This window comes from Bacillus sp. IT-79MI2 (assembly GCF_949768135.1).
Taxonomy (GTDB): domain Bacteria; phylum Bacillota; class Bacilli; order Bacillales; family Bacillaceae_G; genus Bacillus_A; species Bacillus_A pseudomycoides.
In genome coordinates this window covers 373,882-390,266 of the sequence record NZ_CATKPV010000062.1, presented here as the reverse complement: position 1 = coordinate 390,266, position 16,385 = coordinate 373,882, and the positions used below count along the sequence as shown (strand labels likewise).

The following is a 16,385-nucleotide window of genomic DNA, read 5'->3' as shown; positions in this document are numbered from 1 at the left end:
GAGAAATGTTACATTTTTAACATTGACTTTCTCCTCTCTGCCATCTCTTCCTTCGTATAAATGATACGCATTGGATTTCCACCTACAAAAGCACCGCTTGGTACATCACGGTGAACAAGCGTACCTGCTGAAACAATAGCACCGTCCCCAATCTTCACACCTGGCAATACAGTTGAATTTGCTCCAATCATCACTTCATTCCCTATGATTACTTCTCCAAGACGATATTCCGTAATTAAATATTCGTGAGCTAAAATCGTTGTATTGTAACCAATTATTGAATTTGCTCCAACTGTAATCTTTTCTGGAAACATAGTATCAGGCATAGCCATAAGTGCAAATGATGTTTGCTCTCCGACTTTCATCCGTAAAAACGTACGATACAACCAGTTCTTCACAGATAAAAATGGCGTATAGCGTGCAATTTGAATAACAATAAAATTTTTCATTACCTTAAAGAAGGATACTGTTTTATACACATTCCATAATGAATTTGCTCCTGAAACAGGGTAGCGCGTTGTCCGTCGCACTTTGCTCTCTCCCCTTATCTACTATTCAGACAAAATAGATAATAAATCACTCATTTTATCTAGTACATAATCCGGCTTATACGATTCTAAGTACTCTCTACCTTTAATCGTCCATGCCACTGCTGCTGTTTTCGTACCTGCGTTTTGTCCGCCTACTATATCATGATGGTTATCACCAACCATTAATGTTTCTTCCGGTTTTGCATCCAATAGTTTCAATGCTTTTTGAATGGGTTCTGGATGTGGTTTCACGTGTTCTACATCATCAATTGTTACAACAACATCAAAGAACTCCTTTAATTTTGAAAGCTTTAAACCCATTTCTACTGTTTGTCTCGCCTTCGTGGTCACAATTCCAATTTTATAACCTTGTTTCTTTAATTCCTGAACGGTTTCATAGACAGTTTCATATTCTTCCACTAGTTCATCATGATGGTCATGATTAAACTGACGATAGCACTGAATCATCTCATCTACCTTGCCCTCATCCATTGAACGAAACGTCTCATGCAAAGATGGACCGATAAATGGCAATATATCTTCGCGCTTATACTGATCTGGATAGTACTTATTTAACGTGTGTAAAAAAGAAGAAATAATAAGTTCATTTGTATTTATTAATGTTCCATCTAAATCAAATAACACTGTATTTATTTTCATATGCTAAGGTCCTTTCACTGCCTGAATATGAAAGAAGCAGCATCTCATATAAGATGCTACTTTTCTCTAGTTTTCTGAATATCTTTTATCAGCTTGCCCCATTATACGTCTCACAATAATGAAAATGATAGAAATAACAACAAGCCCGATGGACATCACTTGCGCAATGCGAAGCGGTCCTAACATTAAGCTATCCGTACGTAGGCCTTCCACAAAGAAACGTCCAACTGAATACCAAATTAAATACGTAAAGAATAATTCACCACGGCGTAAATTCGCTTTGCGTAATAACAATAATAGAATTACACCTGCAAAATTCCATAATGATTCATATAAGAACGTTGGATGATAATATACACCATTAATATACATTTGATTCACAATAAACTCTGGTAAATGTAAGCCTTCTAAAAACTGTCTTGTTACTTCACCGCCGTGAGCCTCTTGGTTCATAAAATTTCCCCATCGGCCAATTGCTTGTCCAAGAAGAATACTTGGTGCTGCAATATCAGCCAGCTTCCAGAAGGAAATACCACGTTTTTTCGCAAAGAAAATCCCCGTAATCACCGCTCCGATTAAACCACCATGAATCGCCAATCCACCTTGACGAATATTAATAATTTGCCTTGGGTCTTGCACATAATATTCCCACTCAAAAATAACATAGTATGCGCGTGCGCAAATAATCGCGATTGGTACCGCAATTAAAACAAGATCGACAAAAGTATCTTTTGGAATACCTAATCGTTCACCCTCGCGCGTAGCTAACCAAAGTCCAAGCAAAACACCTGTCCCAATAATAACCCCATACCAATAGACTGGGAATGGTCCAAGCTGAATCGCTACACGATCTAGCTGTGGTACAGAACCTAACAGCATATGTATGACCTCTCTCTCCAAACTTATTCTTGATTTCCTAGTTCAATCGCACTCATTAAGCGCTCAGAAAATTGTTGTGCTGCATTGACTCCCATTCGTTTTAATCTGAAGTTCATTGCTGCTACTTCAATAATAACAGCCAAGTTTCGGCCAGGACGAACTGGAAGTGTAATCTTCGTAAGTTCTGTATCTATAATTTTCATTTTCTCTTCATCAAGACCTAGACGATCATAGTTTTTCTTTTGATCCCAAATCTCAAGATTAATCACAAGTGTAATACGCTTGTAGTTTCGCACAGCCCCTGCACCAAATAACGTCATGACGTTAATAATACCTAGACCACGAATTTCTAGTAAATGCTCAATTAAATCTGGCGAGCTTCCTACTAACGTATCTTCATCTTCTTGACGAATTTCTACGCTATCATCCGCAACTAAGCGGTGACCGCGTTTAACAAGTTCAAGTGCTGTTTCACTTTTCCCGACGCCGCTTTGACCTGTAATTAAAACACCAACGCCGTAAATATCTACTAATACACCGTGAACGGCAGTTGTTGGTGCTAACTTACCTTCTAAATAATTTGTTAAACGACTTGATAGTCTTGTCGTCGTTTGGGAAGAGCGTAAAAGAGGCACACCAAACTCACGTGATGCTTGCAATAATTCTCCAGGTACATCTTGACTACGCGTTACAATAATACACGGCGTCTCTTCTGTACAAAGAGCTGTCATTCTTTCTTGCTTTTGCTCAGTTGTTAATGTATCAAAAAAAGTAAGCTCCGTTTTTCCAAGAAGCTGTACGCGATCTGCTGGATAATATGTAAAGAATCCTGCCATTTCAATTCCAGGTCGCGATAAATCACTTGTATCAATTGGACGATGAATTCCTTCCTCACCACTTACTAATTCCAATTGAAATTGCTCAATTAAATCTTTTGTCCTTACTTTCGGCATATGTAAACCTCCACTCCGCTGCGGGTTCAGTCTTATTTGATGTAAAATTCCATTCTAACCGATATTGTACCATTTTTTTCTGAAAACAAGAAATATGGTTTCTACTAAATAGAAAAACATTTCATGAGGTTCATGAAATGTTTTTCTTTTTGTCATTTTTCTATTTTTTCTCAGATAATGGTTCGACAATTACTTTATCAATCAGCATATTTAAGATAGAAATACAAATTGCCGCAAGAATTGCTACACCAAATCCTGATATGTTAAAAGCATCACCTAACAAAGAATCTGTCATCTCTAATGTAATTGCATTAATTACAATTAGGAAGAAACCAAATGTTAAAACAGTAATCGGTAACGTAATTAAAATTAATAACGGTTTTACAAACACATTTAAAATCGACAAAATAATGCTCGCGATAATCGCGGTTTGTATGTTTTCTATGTAAAATGCGTCTGGTGCAATTCCCTTTAGAAGACCTGATACAACAATTAATACGACGCTATTTACAAGAAGTGATAGAATCCATCTCATTTTCTTACACATCCTTTTGATATATATACTTAATCATACGCTAATGGATAGCAAACGCCAAGTAACCATAAAAAAAGCGAGGGAAAACCTTTCTTTTTTGGTGGGAAGAGAGCATCCACCCATCCATAGGGGGGACAGATCCTTTTTTCGCCCCATCCCAGGAGGAAATGAGTAGAAGTCTCCTTTTGGCTTCATAGTCATGATTTGTATGCTGAAAACCGAAATGAGTTTATCCCGCATTAACGGACAGTAACACTCCCACCTCAAAATTCAGCGAAAGCAAAGAAGTTAGGTGGGAGATGAACTGTCCGTAAAAGCCCGATTCGTTCAACTCATAATCAGTGGGGGATGAAGAAAACCCCCACTGATTAAAGTTTCACTTTATATAACAACTTATTCCAGCCCTTATACTTGTATACCTGCCACGCTAAATCCTCTCCCAAACTAAAACAAGGAGCTAGCCAATTGGCTTAGCTCCCTACTTCAACCCCATTCATCTTCTCTTTCATACGAGCCGTATCACGCTCTAAAATCTCTTTTAAATACTTCCCTGTATACGAACGTTCTTCTTTTACAACTTGCTCCGGCGTACCTGATGCAACGATTTGACCACCTTTGTCTCCGCCTTCTGGACCAAGGTCAACAATGTAATCTGCTGTCTTAATTACATCTAAGTTATGCTCGATAACAAGCACAGTTTCCCCACTTTCAACAAGGCGCTGTAATACTTCTAGAAGTCGTGCAATATCATGTGCATGTAAGCCGGTTGTCGGCTCATCTAAAATATATAACGTACGACCTGTAGAACGGCGATGTAATTCAGATGCAAGTTTCACACGCTGCGCTTCACCACCCGATAATGTAGTAGCCGGCTGCCCTAATTTCATATAGCCTAGCCCTACATCTACAAGCGTCTGCAACTTCCGTTTAATTTTCGGGATGTTGGCAAAGAATTCTACCCCATCTTCAATCGTCATTCCTAGTACTTCAGAAATGTTCTTATCTTTATATTTCACTTCTAACGTTTCACGATTATAACGTTTTCCATGACATACTTCACATGGAACATATACATCCGGTAAGAAATGCATTTCAATTTTAATAATCCCATCACCGCGGCAAGCCTCACAACGGCCACCTTTCACGTTAAAACTAAAACGTCCCTTTTGATACCCACGTACTTTTGCTTCATTCGTTTGCGCAAACACATCACGGATATCATCGAAAACGCCTGTGTATGTCGCTGGATTTGAGCGCGGTGTACGTCCGATTGGTGATTGATCAATATCAATAACTTTATCTAAATGCTCAAGGCCTTTAATTTCCTTATGAGCTCCTGGCTTACTTTTCGCTTTATATAATTTCTGTGCTAACGATTTATATAGAACTTCATTGATCATCGTACTTTTTCCTGATCCAGATACACCGGTTACTGCTACAAATGTCCCAAGCGGGAATGACATCTTCGCATTTTTTAAGTTATTTTCTTTTGCACCAATAATCTCGACCTTACGCCCATCCCCTTTACGTCTCTCAAGTGGGACCGGAATAAATTTCTTACCGCTTAAATATTGCCCTGTTAATGAATTATCATCATTCATCACTTCATCTGGCGAGCCAGATGACACAACTTGCCCACCATGAATTCCTGCGCCAGGGCCAATATCAAGTAAATAATCGGCCGCCATCATTGTATCTTCATCATGTTCAACAACGATTAGCGTATTTCCTAAATCACGCATTTCCTGTAATGTACGAATCAGGCGATCATTGTCACGCTGATGTAAGCCGATAGAAGGTTCATCAAGAATATATAATACACCAGTTAAACGAGAACCAATTTGCGTTGCAAGACGAATACGCTGTGCTTCCCCACCTGATAATGTTCCTGCTGCACGGCTTAATGTTAAATAATCAAGTCCAACGTTAATTAAGAAACTTACGCGCTCTTTAATTTCACGTAAAATTAAACGAGCAATCTTTTCTTGTTTTTCTGTCAGTTCAATGCCCTCGAAGAAATCATAAACTTCTTGAACAGAGTACTTCGTTACATCCGCAATCGTTTTTCCGCCAACAAAAACAGCTAAGCTTTCTGGCTTCAAGCGGCCGCCCTTACATTTCGGACACGCCTGCTCCGCCATATACTTCTCCATTTGTTCACGAATGTAATCAGAACTTGTTTCACGGTAGCGACGTTCAATATTTGGAATAACTCCTTCAAATAAAATATCACTTTCTTTCACTTGTCCAAAGTCATTCACATAACGGAAATAAACCTTCTCTTCTCCACTTCCGTACAACACTTTATCAAATAACTCTTTCGGTATATCCTTCACAGGCATATCCATATCAATGCCGTAATGATTACACACAGATTGCAGTAATTGCGGATAATATTGCGAACTAGTCGGTTCCCAAGGGGCAATCGCATGCCCATTTAACGATAAGTCCCAATTTGGAATTACAAGTTCTAAATCTACCTCTAATTTTAAGCCAAGCCCATCACAAGACGGACACGCACCAAATGGGCTATTGAAAGAGAACATACGAGGTTCTAATTCACCGATTGAAAAACCACAATGCGGGCAAGCATGATGCTCACTAAATAAAAGCTCCTCTTCTCCAATCACATCGATTAATACACGACCTCCACCTAGTTTCAATGCACTTTCAAGAGAATCTGCAAGGCGGCTTGCAACCCCTTCTTTCACAACGATACGGTCAATTACGACTTCAATGGAATGCTTCTTGTTTTTATCTAACGTAATTTCTTCAGACACATCAAGCATTTCTCCATCAACACGAACGCGAACATAACCTTGTTTCTTTATATCCTCTAATACTTTCACATGTGCACCTTTACGACCTGATACAATCGGTGCTAACACTTGTAATTTCGTGCGCTCTGGATATTCTAAAACACGGTCTACCATTTGTTCTACCGTTTGTGATGTAATTTCAATCCCGTGGTTCGGACAGATCGGTGTCCCAATACGCGCAAATAATAGGCGTAAATAATCATAAATCTCTGTCACCGTTCCGACTGTTGAACGTGGGTTACGACTCGTCGTTTTTTGATCAATTGAAATTGCTGGCGATAACCCTTCAATTGTATCCACATCCGGTTTATCCATTTGCCCTAAAAATTGGCGCGCATACGCGGATAAAGACTCCACGTATCTGCGCTGCCCTTCTGCATAAATCGTATCAAATGCTAATGATGATTTCCCTGAACCAGACAGACCTGTCACAACAACGAGCTGATTTCTCGGAATGGTTACATCAATATTTTTCAAGTTATGCGCCCTCGCACCTTTTACTACGATAAAATCTTTGCTCACTATTTTCACCCTTCCGCTTTTAATTCTAGCAGTAAATCTCTCAGCTCAGCTGCACGCTCGAAGTCTAGTGCCTTTGCCGCTTCCTTCATTTCTGCTTCCATCTTCGCGATTGTTTTTTCTCGTTCTTTCTTCGTCATTTTCTTAGCCGGCCCAGCTTCATATACTTCTGTTTCTTCTGCGGCTGTTGTTGCACGAATCACGTCACGTACTTCTTTTTGAATTGTTTTCGGTGTAATGCCATGTTCCTCGTTGTAAGCTTCTTGCTTTTGACGACGGCGTTTCGTCTCTTCAATTGCAATTCCCATCGATCTCGTTATGCGATCTGCGTACATGATTACATGACCGTGTTCATTACGCGCGGCACGACCAATTGTCTGAATCAATGATCGCTCTGAACGTAAGAATCCTTCTTTGTCCGCATCTAAAATCGCTACGAGTGATACTTCTGGAATATCAAGCCCTTCTCGCAACAAGTTAATACCAATAAGCACATCAAATTTGCCAAGGCGAAGATCTCGAATAATCTCAATCCGCTCTAGCGTTTTAATTTCAGAATGTAAGTAGTTTACTTTAATACCAACATCTTTTAAATAATCTGTTAAATCCTCTGACATTTTCTTTGTTAATGTCGTAATCAATACACGCTCATTTTTCGCAATGCGATCATGGATTTCTCCTAATAAATCATCTATTTGCCCTTCAATTGGTCTTACATCAATTTGCGGATCTAAAAGCCCCGTTGGACGGATAATTTGCTCCACAACTTCCGGTGTAAGCTCTAGTTCATATGGGCCCGGCGTTGCTGATACATACACAACTTGATTCGTTTTCTCTTCAAACTCTTCAAACATAAGCGGTCTATTATCCATCGCTGACGGCAAGCGAAATCCATGGTCAACAAGCACTTGTTTACGCGCTTGGTCCCCATTATACATCGCTCTTACTTGCGGCACTGTTACATGCGACTCATCCATAACAATTAGGAAATCTTTAGGGAAATAATCTATTAATGTATATGGTGTTGAACCAGCTGGACGGAGCGTCAAATGACGGGAGTAGTTTTCAATCCCCGAACAAAATCCCATCTCTCGCATCATTTCTAAATCGTAACGAGTTCGCTGCTCAATACGCTGGGCTTCTAACAATTTACCGTTATCATTTAATTCTTTTAAACGCTCTTCTAATTCTTTTTCAATATTTTCAATGGCAACTTTCATTTTTTCTTCACGTGTAACGAAGTGAGATGCCGGGAAGATTGCTACATGTTCACGTTCTGCTAATACTTCACCTGTTAAGGCATTCACTTCACGGATACGATCAATCTCATCGCCAAAAAACTCAATCCGAATACAATGTTCATCAAGCGATGCTGGGAAAATCTCAACTACATCTCCGCGCACTCGAAATGTTCCGCGTTTAAAATCAATATCATTACGACCGTACTGCACATCAACAAGTTCACGAAGCAATTGATTACGGTCCTTTTCCATACCAACGCGCAAAGAAACCACAAGTTCACGGTATTCTTCTGGCGAACCTAAGCCGTAAATACAAGAAACACTTGCTACAATAATGACATCATCTCGTTCAAATAAAGCTGATGTCGCTGAGTGACGTAATTTATCAATCTCATCATTGATTTGTGCATCTTTTTCAATAAACGTATCGGTTTGTGGTACATACGCTTCCGGTTGATAATAATCGTAATAACTCACAAAATACTCAACAGCATTGTTCGGAAAGAAATCTTTGAGTTCACTATACAGTTGTCCTGCTAATGTTTTATTATGAGCCATTACAAGTGTTGGCTTCTTCACTTCTTTAATAACATTCGAAATCGTAAATGTCTTTCCCGTTCCTGTCGCTCCAAGCAACACTTGATGTTTCTTACCATTATTAATCCCCGCTATCAGCTGCTTTATCGCTCTTGGCTGATCACCTTGCGGGGAATATTCTGAGACAATCTCAAATTGATGTTCCAAACAAAACCGACCTCCTCGTAAAAAATCTGTATTCCCATTTTACCACGAATGCCCATGAAAAAACCAAGAAAACGAACAGATATTCGGTAAAGTTTTCGACAATATAAAGTGAAACTTCCATCAGTAGGGGTTTTCTTCATCTCTACTGATGGTTAATGAATCTATCTTTTACGGGCAGTTGTCCCCCGCCTATCTTCCTCGTTTCTCTCTGAATCTTGAGATGGGGGTCTTACTGCCCGCAAATAGCGGGATAAACATAGCAAAAGGAAGGTTTCTTTTTTTATAAGCTCCTTCCTTTTTTAATCCCATTTATTTTGCCGGTATACGAAACAGGTCATATCCATTATGACCTGTTTCTTTCACACAATCATGTAGCGTATACCCTATATCTTCACGAGTATCTTTCATTATCTTTTTACAAGTATCGGAGTAAATCCCTTTATCTTTACCAGCAAATTTATCATAAGAATTATCTACCTTATAGCTGATTTCTCTCCCATCATATTCTAACGTTTGAAAGATTGGATCTCCTTCATGTGTATAATTCACAATGCATATTTTATCCGCTCTACCTTTTTCAACATTCATGAAGAACTTCTCGAATTTATGTAAATTAGAAATTTTATGTCCTTTTGCAATCACATCATTATTCTCATCAATTTTACCGCCCGATTGTGAACATGCTACTAAGCTTCCAATACAAAATAGAAAACACAATGAGGCAATTCCTGTTCTCATATTAAATCCTCTCCAGCTTGTTTTGGCTTTATACTATCATTCAACACGAGATTAACTAGAAGAACAATATTAATAGGTAGAATTTTCTAAAAAATAAATATTTACAAAAATATTATTTTACTTTAGAATACGAACTACAAAGATTCGACACGATACGACAAAACGGAAATATTTTTCAGAATATTATAACAACTAAGGAGTGAGGGATCTATATGAATCTATTTCGGAAAAAATCCATTTCAGCATTATTAGCACAGGCAGAACAAAAAGGGGCATCTTTAAAGAAAGAACTCGGTGCATTTGATCTCACAATGCTCGGGGTCGGCGCCATTATTGGAACAGGCATTTTCGTTCTTACTGGTGTTGCCGCAGCAGAACACGCAGGACCAGCACTTATTCTATCGTTTATTTTATCCGGTTTAGCCTGTGTATTTGCAGCACTATGTTATTCTGAATTCGCATCAACTGTACCGGTATCTGGTAGTGCATACACTTATAGCTATGCAACATTTGGAGAGTTAATCGCTTGGATTTTAGGATGGGATTTAATTTTAGAATATGGCTTAGCTTCCTCAGCTGTTGCCTCTGGTTGGTCAGGATATTTCCAAGGACTATTAAGTGGATTCGGGATTACATTACCTACAGCTTTAACAAGCGCGTATAATCCTGAAGCTGGAACATACGTAGACTTACCGGCAATCTGTATCATCTTTCTAATGACATTGTTATTAACAAGAGGAGCAAAAAAATCAGCTCGCTTTAATGCGATCATGGTAGCTATCAAACTTTTTGTTGTCTTACTATTTATCGGTGTTGGCGCTTTCTATGTCAAACCTGAAAACTGGACACCATTTATGCCGTTCGGCTTCTCTGGCGTAACAACTGGAGCTGCAACTGTATTCTTTGCTTACATCGGATTTGACGCTGTATCAACAGCTGCTGAAGAAGTGAAAAACCCACAGCGTAACATGCCAATCGGCATTATTGCTTCTTTAACAATCTGTACAATTTTATATATCGTTGTTTCATTAATTTTAACTGGAATTGTGCCTTACGATCAGTTAGGTGTTAAAAACCCTGTTGCATTTGCACTACAATACATCCAACAAGATTGGATCGCAGGTTTCATTTCTTTAGGAGCAATTACTGGAATTACAACTGTATTACTCGTTATGTTATATGGACAAACACGTTTATTTTACGCAATTAGCCGCGATGGCTTACTACCAAAAGCACTTTCTCGCGTGAACAAGAAAACACAAACACCTGTTATCAATAGTTGGATTACTGCAACTATGGTTGCTTTCTTTGCTGGTTTCATTCCTTTAAACAAACTAGCAGAATTAACAAATATCGGTACACTATTCGCATTCATCGTTGTATCCATCGGAGTAATCATCTTACGCAAAAAACAACCAGAACTACCTCGTGCTTTTAAAGTGCCATTAGTACCATGGATTCCTGCTTTAGCTGTTCTATTCTGTGGATACCTCGCATTGCAGCTCCCAGCAACAACATGGATTGGCTTTGCAGTATGGCTTGTAATTGGACTTGTTGTCTACTTCAGTTACGGTTACAAAAATAGTACGCTACAAAATGAACAAAAAGAAGACGTTGCATAATGAAAAAGCTGTTGTCCCATTAGGACAGCAGCTTCTTTTCTTTTTTGGGGAAAATGACATATGAGAATGTAATTACCGTATCAACTAAAAATACAATTCCCCAAACTTGACTCACACGGCTGGCGGCCTCATTTAACACAATTCCTTTTTCAAGCCAATTTCCCCACTGTTCAATCGGCACGAGTCCATACATAAAGAAAAAGACAATATGAACAACGATAAACAAAGCGAGATGTAAGCCCCACTGCCCCATTTCCTGTTTCGCATAAGCCCAGCCCGTAACTTCTACTGGCTCTTTTATAATAGGCATCGGCTCATTCCGCCACTTTGCAACAAGTTTTTGTACCCATACATCTAATTTTTTTAGATCTTTTTTCCCATAGAAGAATGCATATAATAATATCACTATCGTAATGATTTGAAAGTTAGAAAACTTACCAGTTTCATAATAATCCATGACACCTAAAGCTAAAATAAAGACTTCATTGAGAAGTAACACAATGCCAGCAATGAAACTGGCTTTCCGTAATCGAAATCCGTAACGAAGTAAAAAGAAACCAATTGCTGATATCCAAAACACAATTTCTGCACCAATTAAGAAATACCAACGATACTCTGCCAGTATACTCATTTCTCCTTCTCCCTCTCATCATATATACGAAAAGCTTCATCCATATACACTAGAAGCTCCTCTTCAATTGGATACATATTCATCTTCTGCGAGTCTTCTTCTGACTTTCGTACTTCCCATAATTTATCTAGAAATGCTTCATCCCCATTTGCCATCTCCAAACACTTAGCCATTAGCTTTTTTATAGCTTCTTGCACGTCATCATGAGATGCATCCTTCCCTTCTTTCATAAAGCTGCGTAACTGTTTTAACAGATCTACCCATTCTCGAACATCCTCATCTTCCTCGCTCATATTTGGCAAATTGCGAAGAAGTTTTTGCTCATCCTCTGAAAACACTCGCTTTTGAAATACTTCACGTATACGAGGAGACTGCCTCGAAAGTTGAATAAGTTCGAACATAATTTTCCAATCTAACTCTCCCTCTAACTCAGCCGAATACATAACAGCTTGTAAAATCCGTTCCATCCGATTAAACTTTTTCTGCTCTTCTTGTACAAACTTATGCTGTTTTTCTAATGATTCTCTTAAGCTAAATTCATCTGTCATTAGTATATTCATAATCTCTTTTAACGAGAAACCCATTTCTTTTAAAAATAAAATTTGTTGCAAACGAATGACGTCCCTTTCACTATATAAACGGTGTCCACCTTCTGTTTTCCCGCTTGGTTTCAGCAAATCAATTTGATCATAATAACGAAGTGTTCTTACCGTAACTCCTGTTTCCTTTGTAAGTTCTTGAATTGAGATCATTTCCATCACCCTTTCCTCTTTCATTGTAAAAGATGACGTAACGTAACTTTCAAGTGTTTTTGTGGAAAACTGCAAAAAAAGCTGTTTACACGCTTCATGTAAACAGCTTTTACGGGATTAAATCGGTAATCCCATCCCGTTTCCCCTTTATTTATCTATTTGTAGAACATACCTCACTACTCACTCTCTTCTACCTTTCTAAACTGCCATTTCGGCCAATAGTTCACAAAAAAGTATATAAACTGTCCAATTACAAAAAGAATAAATGGCGTTCCAGCACTTCCGTAAACAATCAAATTATACATACCCCATACCGCTAAGCTTAGCGCATAAAATACCCCTAAATATTTAAAGGCTTTATCTGACTGATGTCTTTCGTATTCATCTTGCATCCTCATTCCACCTCTATCCGCTCTTTATGCTCGTTTTCCAAATATAGTTGTCACGATTAAACTACCTGTAAATAGGAAGCTACACACAATAAATATTTCTGGTATTGGTATTACAGCTCTCCCGATTGCTTTACTCATACAAATGTAAGTAATAAAAAGAATGAACGAAAATAAAAACGAGATATTTAAATATCTTTTTATATTCTCCTGCACTCGTTCATCTACATCTGGAAGCTCTTCTTTTTTGTATTTACACTTTTTGTAATAAACGTACAAAGTCAAAAATACGATTGCTAAAATATTACTAACCACTAGCGGCAATATCGGTATGGAAGAATCCATAATGCGTATTAGGATGTCTCCTGCAAATAGCCCTAAAATCGTGACTATGTACAATTGTTTATCATCTCTCATGCTCTCTTCCCCCTTACTCCAACGTAAATATTTCCTCCACCTTCATCCCAAAATACTTTGCAATCTTCAGTGACAATTCCAAGCTCGGATTGTAATGATGATTTTCAATCGCCACAATCGTTTGTCTTGTCACTTGCATTGCTTTTGCCATTTCAATTTGCGTTATGTGATTTTGCTTTCTTAGTTCTTTAATTCTGTTTTTTACACCCATAGGATCCACCTTTAAAAGTAAAGATATCTTTACTTTTATTATAAATATTTTCCAGTTTTAAGTAAAGATATCTTTACAAAATAGAGGGAAATATTTTGCTAGATCATAACGATACATTTCAATCCCTTATTGATTTCAATATCACTGGTGATGAAGTTTTTATTAACCATCTCGTCGGAGAAGCTATTTTTTTAGCATATGAACTTATGGGGGATGAACAAGATGACTGCTTTTATGAATTTTTATCAGCCTATATGAAAGAACGAGCATTATCTACACTTGAACAGGAAGCCTTACCTCTTATCATACAAGTTGTACGCCCATTTCGCTTTAGACGCACACAAAAAATTATCCAGCTTGTGAAAGAAGAACAATTTACTGAAGTGGAAAAGGAATTATCCTTTATGATTACCCTTTTACGCCGTGATGTGGAAGCATTCATGAAATAGGAAAAGGAGGCATACCGATTATGCCTCCTTTTGTTACCTTACATAAAACCTAACGCATATACAAGAATATACCCGAGAACAGAAAGACAAACAGATCCCACTAACCCTGCGACAAATGCTCTACTTCCTAATTTACGGAATGTCGTAAATTCTACATTTAAACCAAGTCCCGCCATTGCCATCGCAATGAGCATATAAGCAAGGATTACGATGTATCCTGCTACCACTTCCGGTATAACACCTAATGAATGAAATGCACTCATTGCCAAGAACCCTAAGATAAACCACGGAATCGGAATATCACGCCAAGAACCCTTTTGCTCATTTCTCTCACTACGCTTAAACCATAAACCAATTAAAATCGCTACCGGTACAAGCATGGCAACGCGCGTTAATTTTACAATAACCGCAATATCAACAGACGCGCTTCCACCTGGCGCCGCAGCAGCGATGACATGTGCAATCTCATGCAGCGTCGCTCCAGAAAATACACCGTAACTATACGGGGATAATCCAAGAACTGGGTATAATAAAGTATAAATTAACGTGAAAATTGTACCTAAAATAGCAATAATTGCTGCACCGACCGCTGTTTCATCGTCCTTCGCCTTCACTTGCGGCGCAATTGCCACGACCGCGGCCGCGCCGCAAATTGCCGTCCCGCATGCTGTTAAAATCCCAAGTGTCTTATCTACTTTAAAAACGCGTGTTAATGCGTATACAACAACAAGTGTAAAAGCAATGACAATCGCTGCAATAACTAGCACCTTTGGCCCAGCCTTTGCAATATCAACAAGATTTAATCGCATACCTAGCAAAATAATTCCGAAGCGAAGTAACTTCTTACTCGCAAAATTCGTTCCCGCTATCGCTTCGCTTGGAACACCAATTGTAGCTCTCCAAATCATTCCAATTAGAATAGCGATAACTAATTGGCCCATAATATTTAAAAATGGAAGCTCTGCTAAATATTTCGCGCTAATCGCAATCAACAATGTAATCCCAATCCCCTGCGAAAAACCGAGACGCTTCTTCTTTTGTATAACAAGTGTTTGTTCCACTTTGGATCACTCCAATAATCGTATTAAAACATGCATGTTTCTTATACTTCCATTATAAGAGCATTCCAATAATAAGTTTAATATCAATATTCAATCTCAATCATCAGAAAAACTTATGATAAACTAAAAAAGTGAAGGCGGCTTGTTCAAAATCGCAGGGCGTTGGAGCCCCCGACAGAGAGGCACTTTTCGCCTCGTCCGAGGGGGCGAAACGACCGGAGATTTTAGCCGCCGGAGCTAGACAATAGAAAAGCCGAAGCTAATCTCTAGATCAATAACAAAAGAGCAAAGGAGCAAACATCATGAACGTCGATATTTTAAAAATATTTGTGACCGTCGTAGAACAAAAGCATTTCTCTCGTGCGGCAGAATTGCTCAATCTCTCTCAGCCTGGCGTCAGCATGCATATTCGCAATTTAGAAAACGAATTTGGCACTACGCTCATTCAGCGTTCTCCAAAACATGTCCAAGTTACGGAAGCTGGCAATATTTTATACATACATGCGAAGCAAATGCTATCTCTTTATGAAGAAGCAAAACAAGAAATTAACGAACTACATAACGTTGTTACAGGAACACTGCGCATCGGGGCAAGTTTTACAATTGGTGAATATTTACTCCCAAAAATATTAGCACGCTACGCCAATGAAAATCCGCGTGTGGAAGTACACACGTTTATCTCCAACACAGAAGAAGTTCTCCAAAGCATTCGTTCCAACCAAATCGATATTGGCTTAGTAGAAGGTCAAGTCGTATACACCGATATAGATGTAGAGACTTTTATGAAAGATGAAATGAAACTAGTCGTTCCACCAAAACATCCTCTTCTGGGTGCACATGCAATTAACGAAGCTTCACTTCAAGATCAAGTATGGATTCTCAGGGAGATGGGATCTGGAACACGCGCCTATAGCGATCGTTTTATCCATCAGCACCATTTAAAAATGAAGCGTTTCTTTACATTTAGCAGCATTCAAAGTGTAAAAGAAGCCGTTGCTGCTGGGCTCGGCATTGCAATCCTTTCTGACTGGACCGTAAGGAAAGAGCTACAAGCAAAAGAACTTTTCCATGTCGAAGTTCCAAACGAAAAACTCATCCGCCCTTTCTCTATCGTTCGTGGCAAATACTTTATTCCTTCCAAAGCCATTCAAGTCTTTTTAGACCACGTTCATTCATTTGCACAAAAACAGAGTTGACCTTCACATTGGTGTGAAGGTTTACAATATATACGAAAG

Annotated in this window: 17 protein-coding genes; 3 read left to right on the top strand and 14 right to left on the bottom strand. The window is 38.7% G+C overall.

Going from position 1 to position 16,385, the window contains the following annotated elements:
* Nucleotides 1-8 precede the first annotated feature (8 nt).
* From ACM6HU_RS15540 to ACM6HU_RS15505, 8 genes are all read right to left on the bottom strand, one after another.
* Nucleotides 9-530, bottom strand: coding sequence for an acyltransferase (locus tag ACM6HU_RS15540; RefSeq protein WP_003201873.1), 522 nt, complete (start codon nt 528-530; stop codon nt 9-11).
* 21 nt (nt 531-551) lie between these two features.
* Complete coding sequence (gene ppaX / locus ACM6HU_RS15535) at nt 552-1,190, bottom strand: pyrophosphatase PpaX (protein ID WP_016131103.1); 639 nt, start codon at nt 1,188-1,190, stop codon at nt 552-554.
* Nucleotides 1,191-1,256: 66 nt separating this feature from the next.
* Nucleotides 1,257-2,069 (bottom strand): prolipoprotein diacylglyceryl transferase, encoded by an 813-nt coding sequence (lgt, locus tag ACM6HU_RS15530; protein ID WP_016112514.1) that lies wholly within the window; start codon nt 2,067-2,069, stop codon nt 1,257-1,259.
* A 23-nt stretch (nt 2,070-2,092) separates the two neighbouring features.
* On the bottom strand, nt 2,093-3,022 hold the full coding sequence (hprK, locus tag ACM6HU_RS15525; RefSeq protein ID WP_016112515.1) for an HPr(Ser) kinase/phosphatase: 930 nt from the start codon (nt 3,020-3,022) through the stop codon (nt 2,093-2,095).
* A 160-nt stretch (nt 3,023-3,182) separates the two neighbouring features.
* On the bottom strand, nt 3,183-3,557 hold the full coding sequence (locus tag ACM6HU_RS15520) for a phage holin family protein (RefSeq protein WP_016112516.1): 375 nt from the start codon (nt 3,555-3,557) through the stop codon (nt 3,183-3,185).
* Nucleotides 3,558-4,027: 470 nt separating this feature from the next.
* On the bottom strand, nt 4,028-6,898 hold the full coding sequence (gene uvrA / locus ACM6HU_RS15515; RefSeq protein WP_414848251.1) for an excinuclease ABC subunit UvrA: 2,871 nt from the start codon (nt 6,896-6,898) through the stop codon (nt 4,028-4,030).
* 5 nt (nt 6,899-6,903) lie between these two features.
* Entirely contained in the window at nt 6,904-8,880 is a 1,977-nt protein-coding gene (uvrB, locus tag ACM6HU_RS15510; RefSeq protein WP_016131105.1) for an excinuclease ABC subunit B, read from the bottom strand.
* A 309-nt stretch (nt 8,881-9,189) separates the two neighbouring features.
* Nucleotides 9,190-9,618 (bottom strand): DUF4362 domain-containing protein, encoded by a 429-nt coding sequence (locus ACM6HU_RS15505; protein WP_016112519.1) that lies wholly within the window; start codon nt 9,616-9,618, stop codon nt 9,190-9,192.
* A 212-nt stretch (nt 9,619-9,830) separates the two neighbouring features.
* Between ACM6HU_RS15505 and ACM6HU_RS15500 the strand changes: the two genes are divergently transcribed.
* Nucleotides 9,831-11,240 carry an amino acid permease gene (locus ACM6HU_RS15500; RefSeq protein ID WP_016112520.1) on the top strand — a complete coding sequence of 470 codons (1,410 nt, stop codon included), beginning with the start codon at nt 9,831-9,833 and terminating at the stop codon, nt 11,238-11,240.
* A 19-nt stretch (nt 11,241-11,259) separates the two neighbouring features.
* Here the strand turns inward: ACM6HU_RS15500 and ACM6HU_RS15495 are convergent, their stop codons facing one another.
* The 5 genes from ACM6HU_RS15495 to ACM6HU_RS15475 all read right to left on the bottom strand — a co-directional run bounded on the left by ACM6HU_RS15495 (nt 11,260) and on the right by ACM6HU_RS15475 (nt 13,640).
* Nucleotides 11,260-11,871 carry a hypothetical protein gene (locus tag ACM6HU_RS15495; RefSeq protein ID WP_016112521.1) on the bottom strand — a complete coding sequence of 204 codons (612 nt, stop codon included), beginning with the start codon at nt 11,869-11,871 and terminating at the stop codon, nt 11,260-11,262.
* Nucleotides 11,868-12,629 carry a MerR family transcriptional regulator gene (locus ACM6HU_RS15490; RefSeq protein ID WP_016112522.1) on the bottom strand — a complete coding sequence of 254 codons (762 nt, stop codon included), beginning with the start codon at nt 12,627-12,629 and terminating at the stop codon, nt 11,868-11,870. The genes ACM6HU_RS15495 and ACM6HU_RS15490 overlap by 4 nt, the downstream gene beginning before the upstream one ends.
* A gap of 170 nt (nt 12,630-12,799) precedes the next feature.
* Nucleotides 12,800-13,015, bottom strand: coding sequence for a hypothetical protein (locus tag ACM6HU_RS15485; protein ID WP_016112523.1), 216 nt, complete (start codon nt 13,013-13,015; stop codon nt 12,800-12,802).
* A gap of 24 nt (nt 13,016-13,039) precedes the next feature.
* Entirely contained in the window at nt 13,040-13,429 is a 390-nt protein-coding gene (locus tag ACM6HU_RS15480; protein WP_016112524.1) for a hypothetical protein, read from the bottom strand.
* A 13-nt stretch (nt 13,430-13,442) separates the two neighbouring features.
* Nucleotides 13,443-13,640 (bottom strand): helix-turn-helix transcriptional regulator, encoded by a 198-nt coding sequence (locus ACM6HU_RS15475; RefSeq protein ID WP_016112525.1) that lies wholly within the window; start codon nt 13,638-13,640, stop codon nt 13,443-13,445.
* Between the two features lie 95 nt (nt 13,641-13,735).
* Here ACM6HU_RS15475 and ACM6HU_RS15470 point away from each other — a divergent pair, with 95 nt between their 5' ends.
* Nucleotides 13,736-14,089 carry a hypothetical protein gene (locus ACM6HU_RS15470; protein ID WP_016112526.1) on the top strand — a complete coding sequence of 118 codons (354 nt, stop codon included), beginning with the start codon at nt 13,736-13,738 and terminating at the stop codon, nt 14,087-14,089.
* A 38-nt stretch (nt 14,090-14,127) separates the two neighbouring features.
* Here ACM6HU_RS15470 and ACM6HU_RS15465 read toward each other — a convergent pair whose 3' ends face one another.
* Nucleotides 14,128-15,150: a YeiH family protein gene (locus ACM6HU_RS15465; protein ID WP_016112527.1), complete on the bottom strand. Its 1,023-nt coding sequence runs from the start codon at nt 15,148-15,150 to the stop codon at nt 14,128-14,130.
* A gap of 302 nt (nt 15,151-15,452) precedes the next feature.
* Between ACM6HU_RS15465 and ACM6HU_RS15460 the strand changes: the two genes are divergently transcribed.
* On the top strand, nt 15,453-16,346 hold the full coding sequence (locus ACM6HU_RS15460; protein WP_003201848.1) for a LysR family transcriptional regulator: 894 nt from the start codon (nt 15,453-15,455) through the stop codon (nt 16,344-16,346).
* Nucleotides 16,347-16,385: the final 39 nt, after the last annotated feature.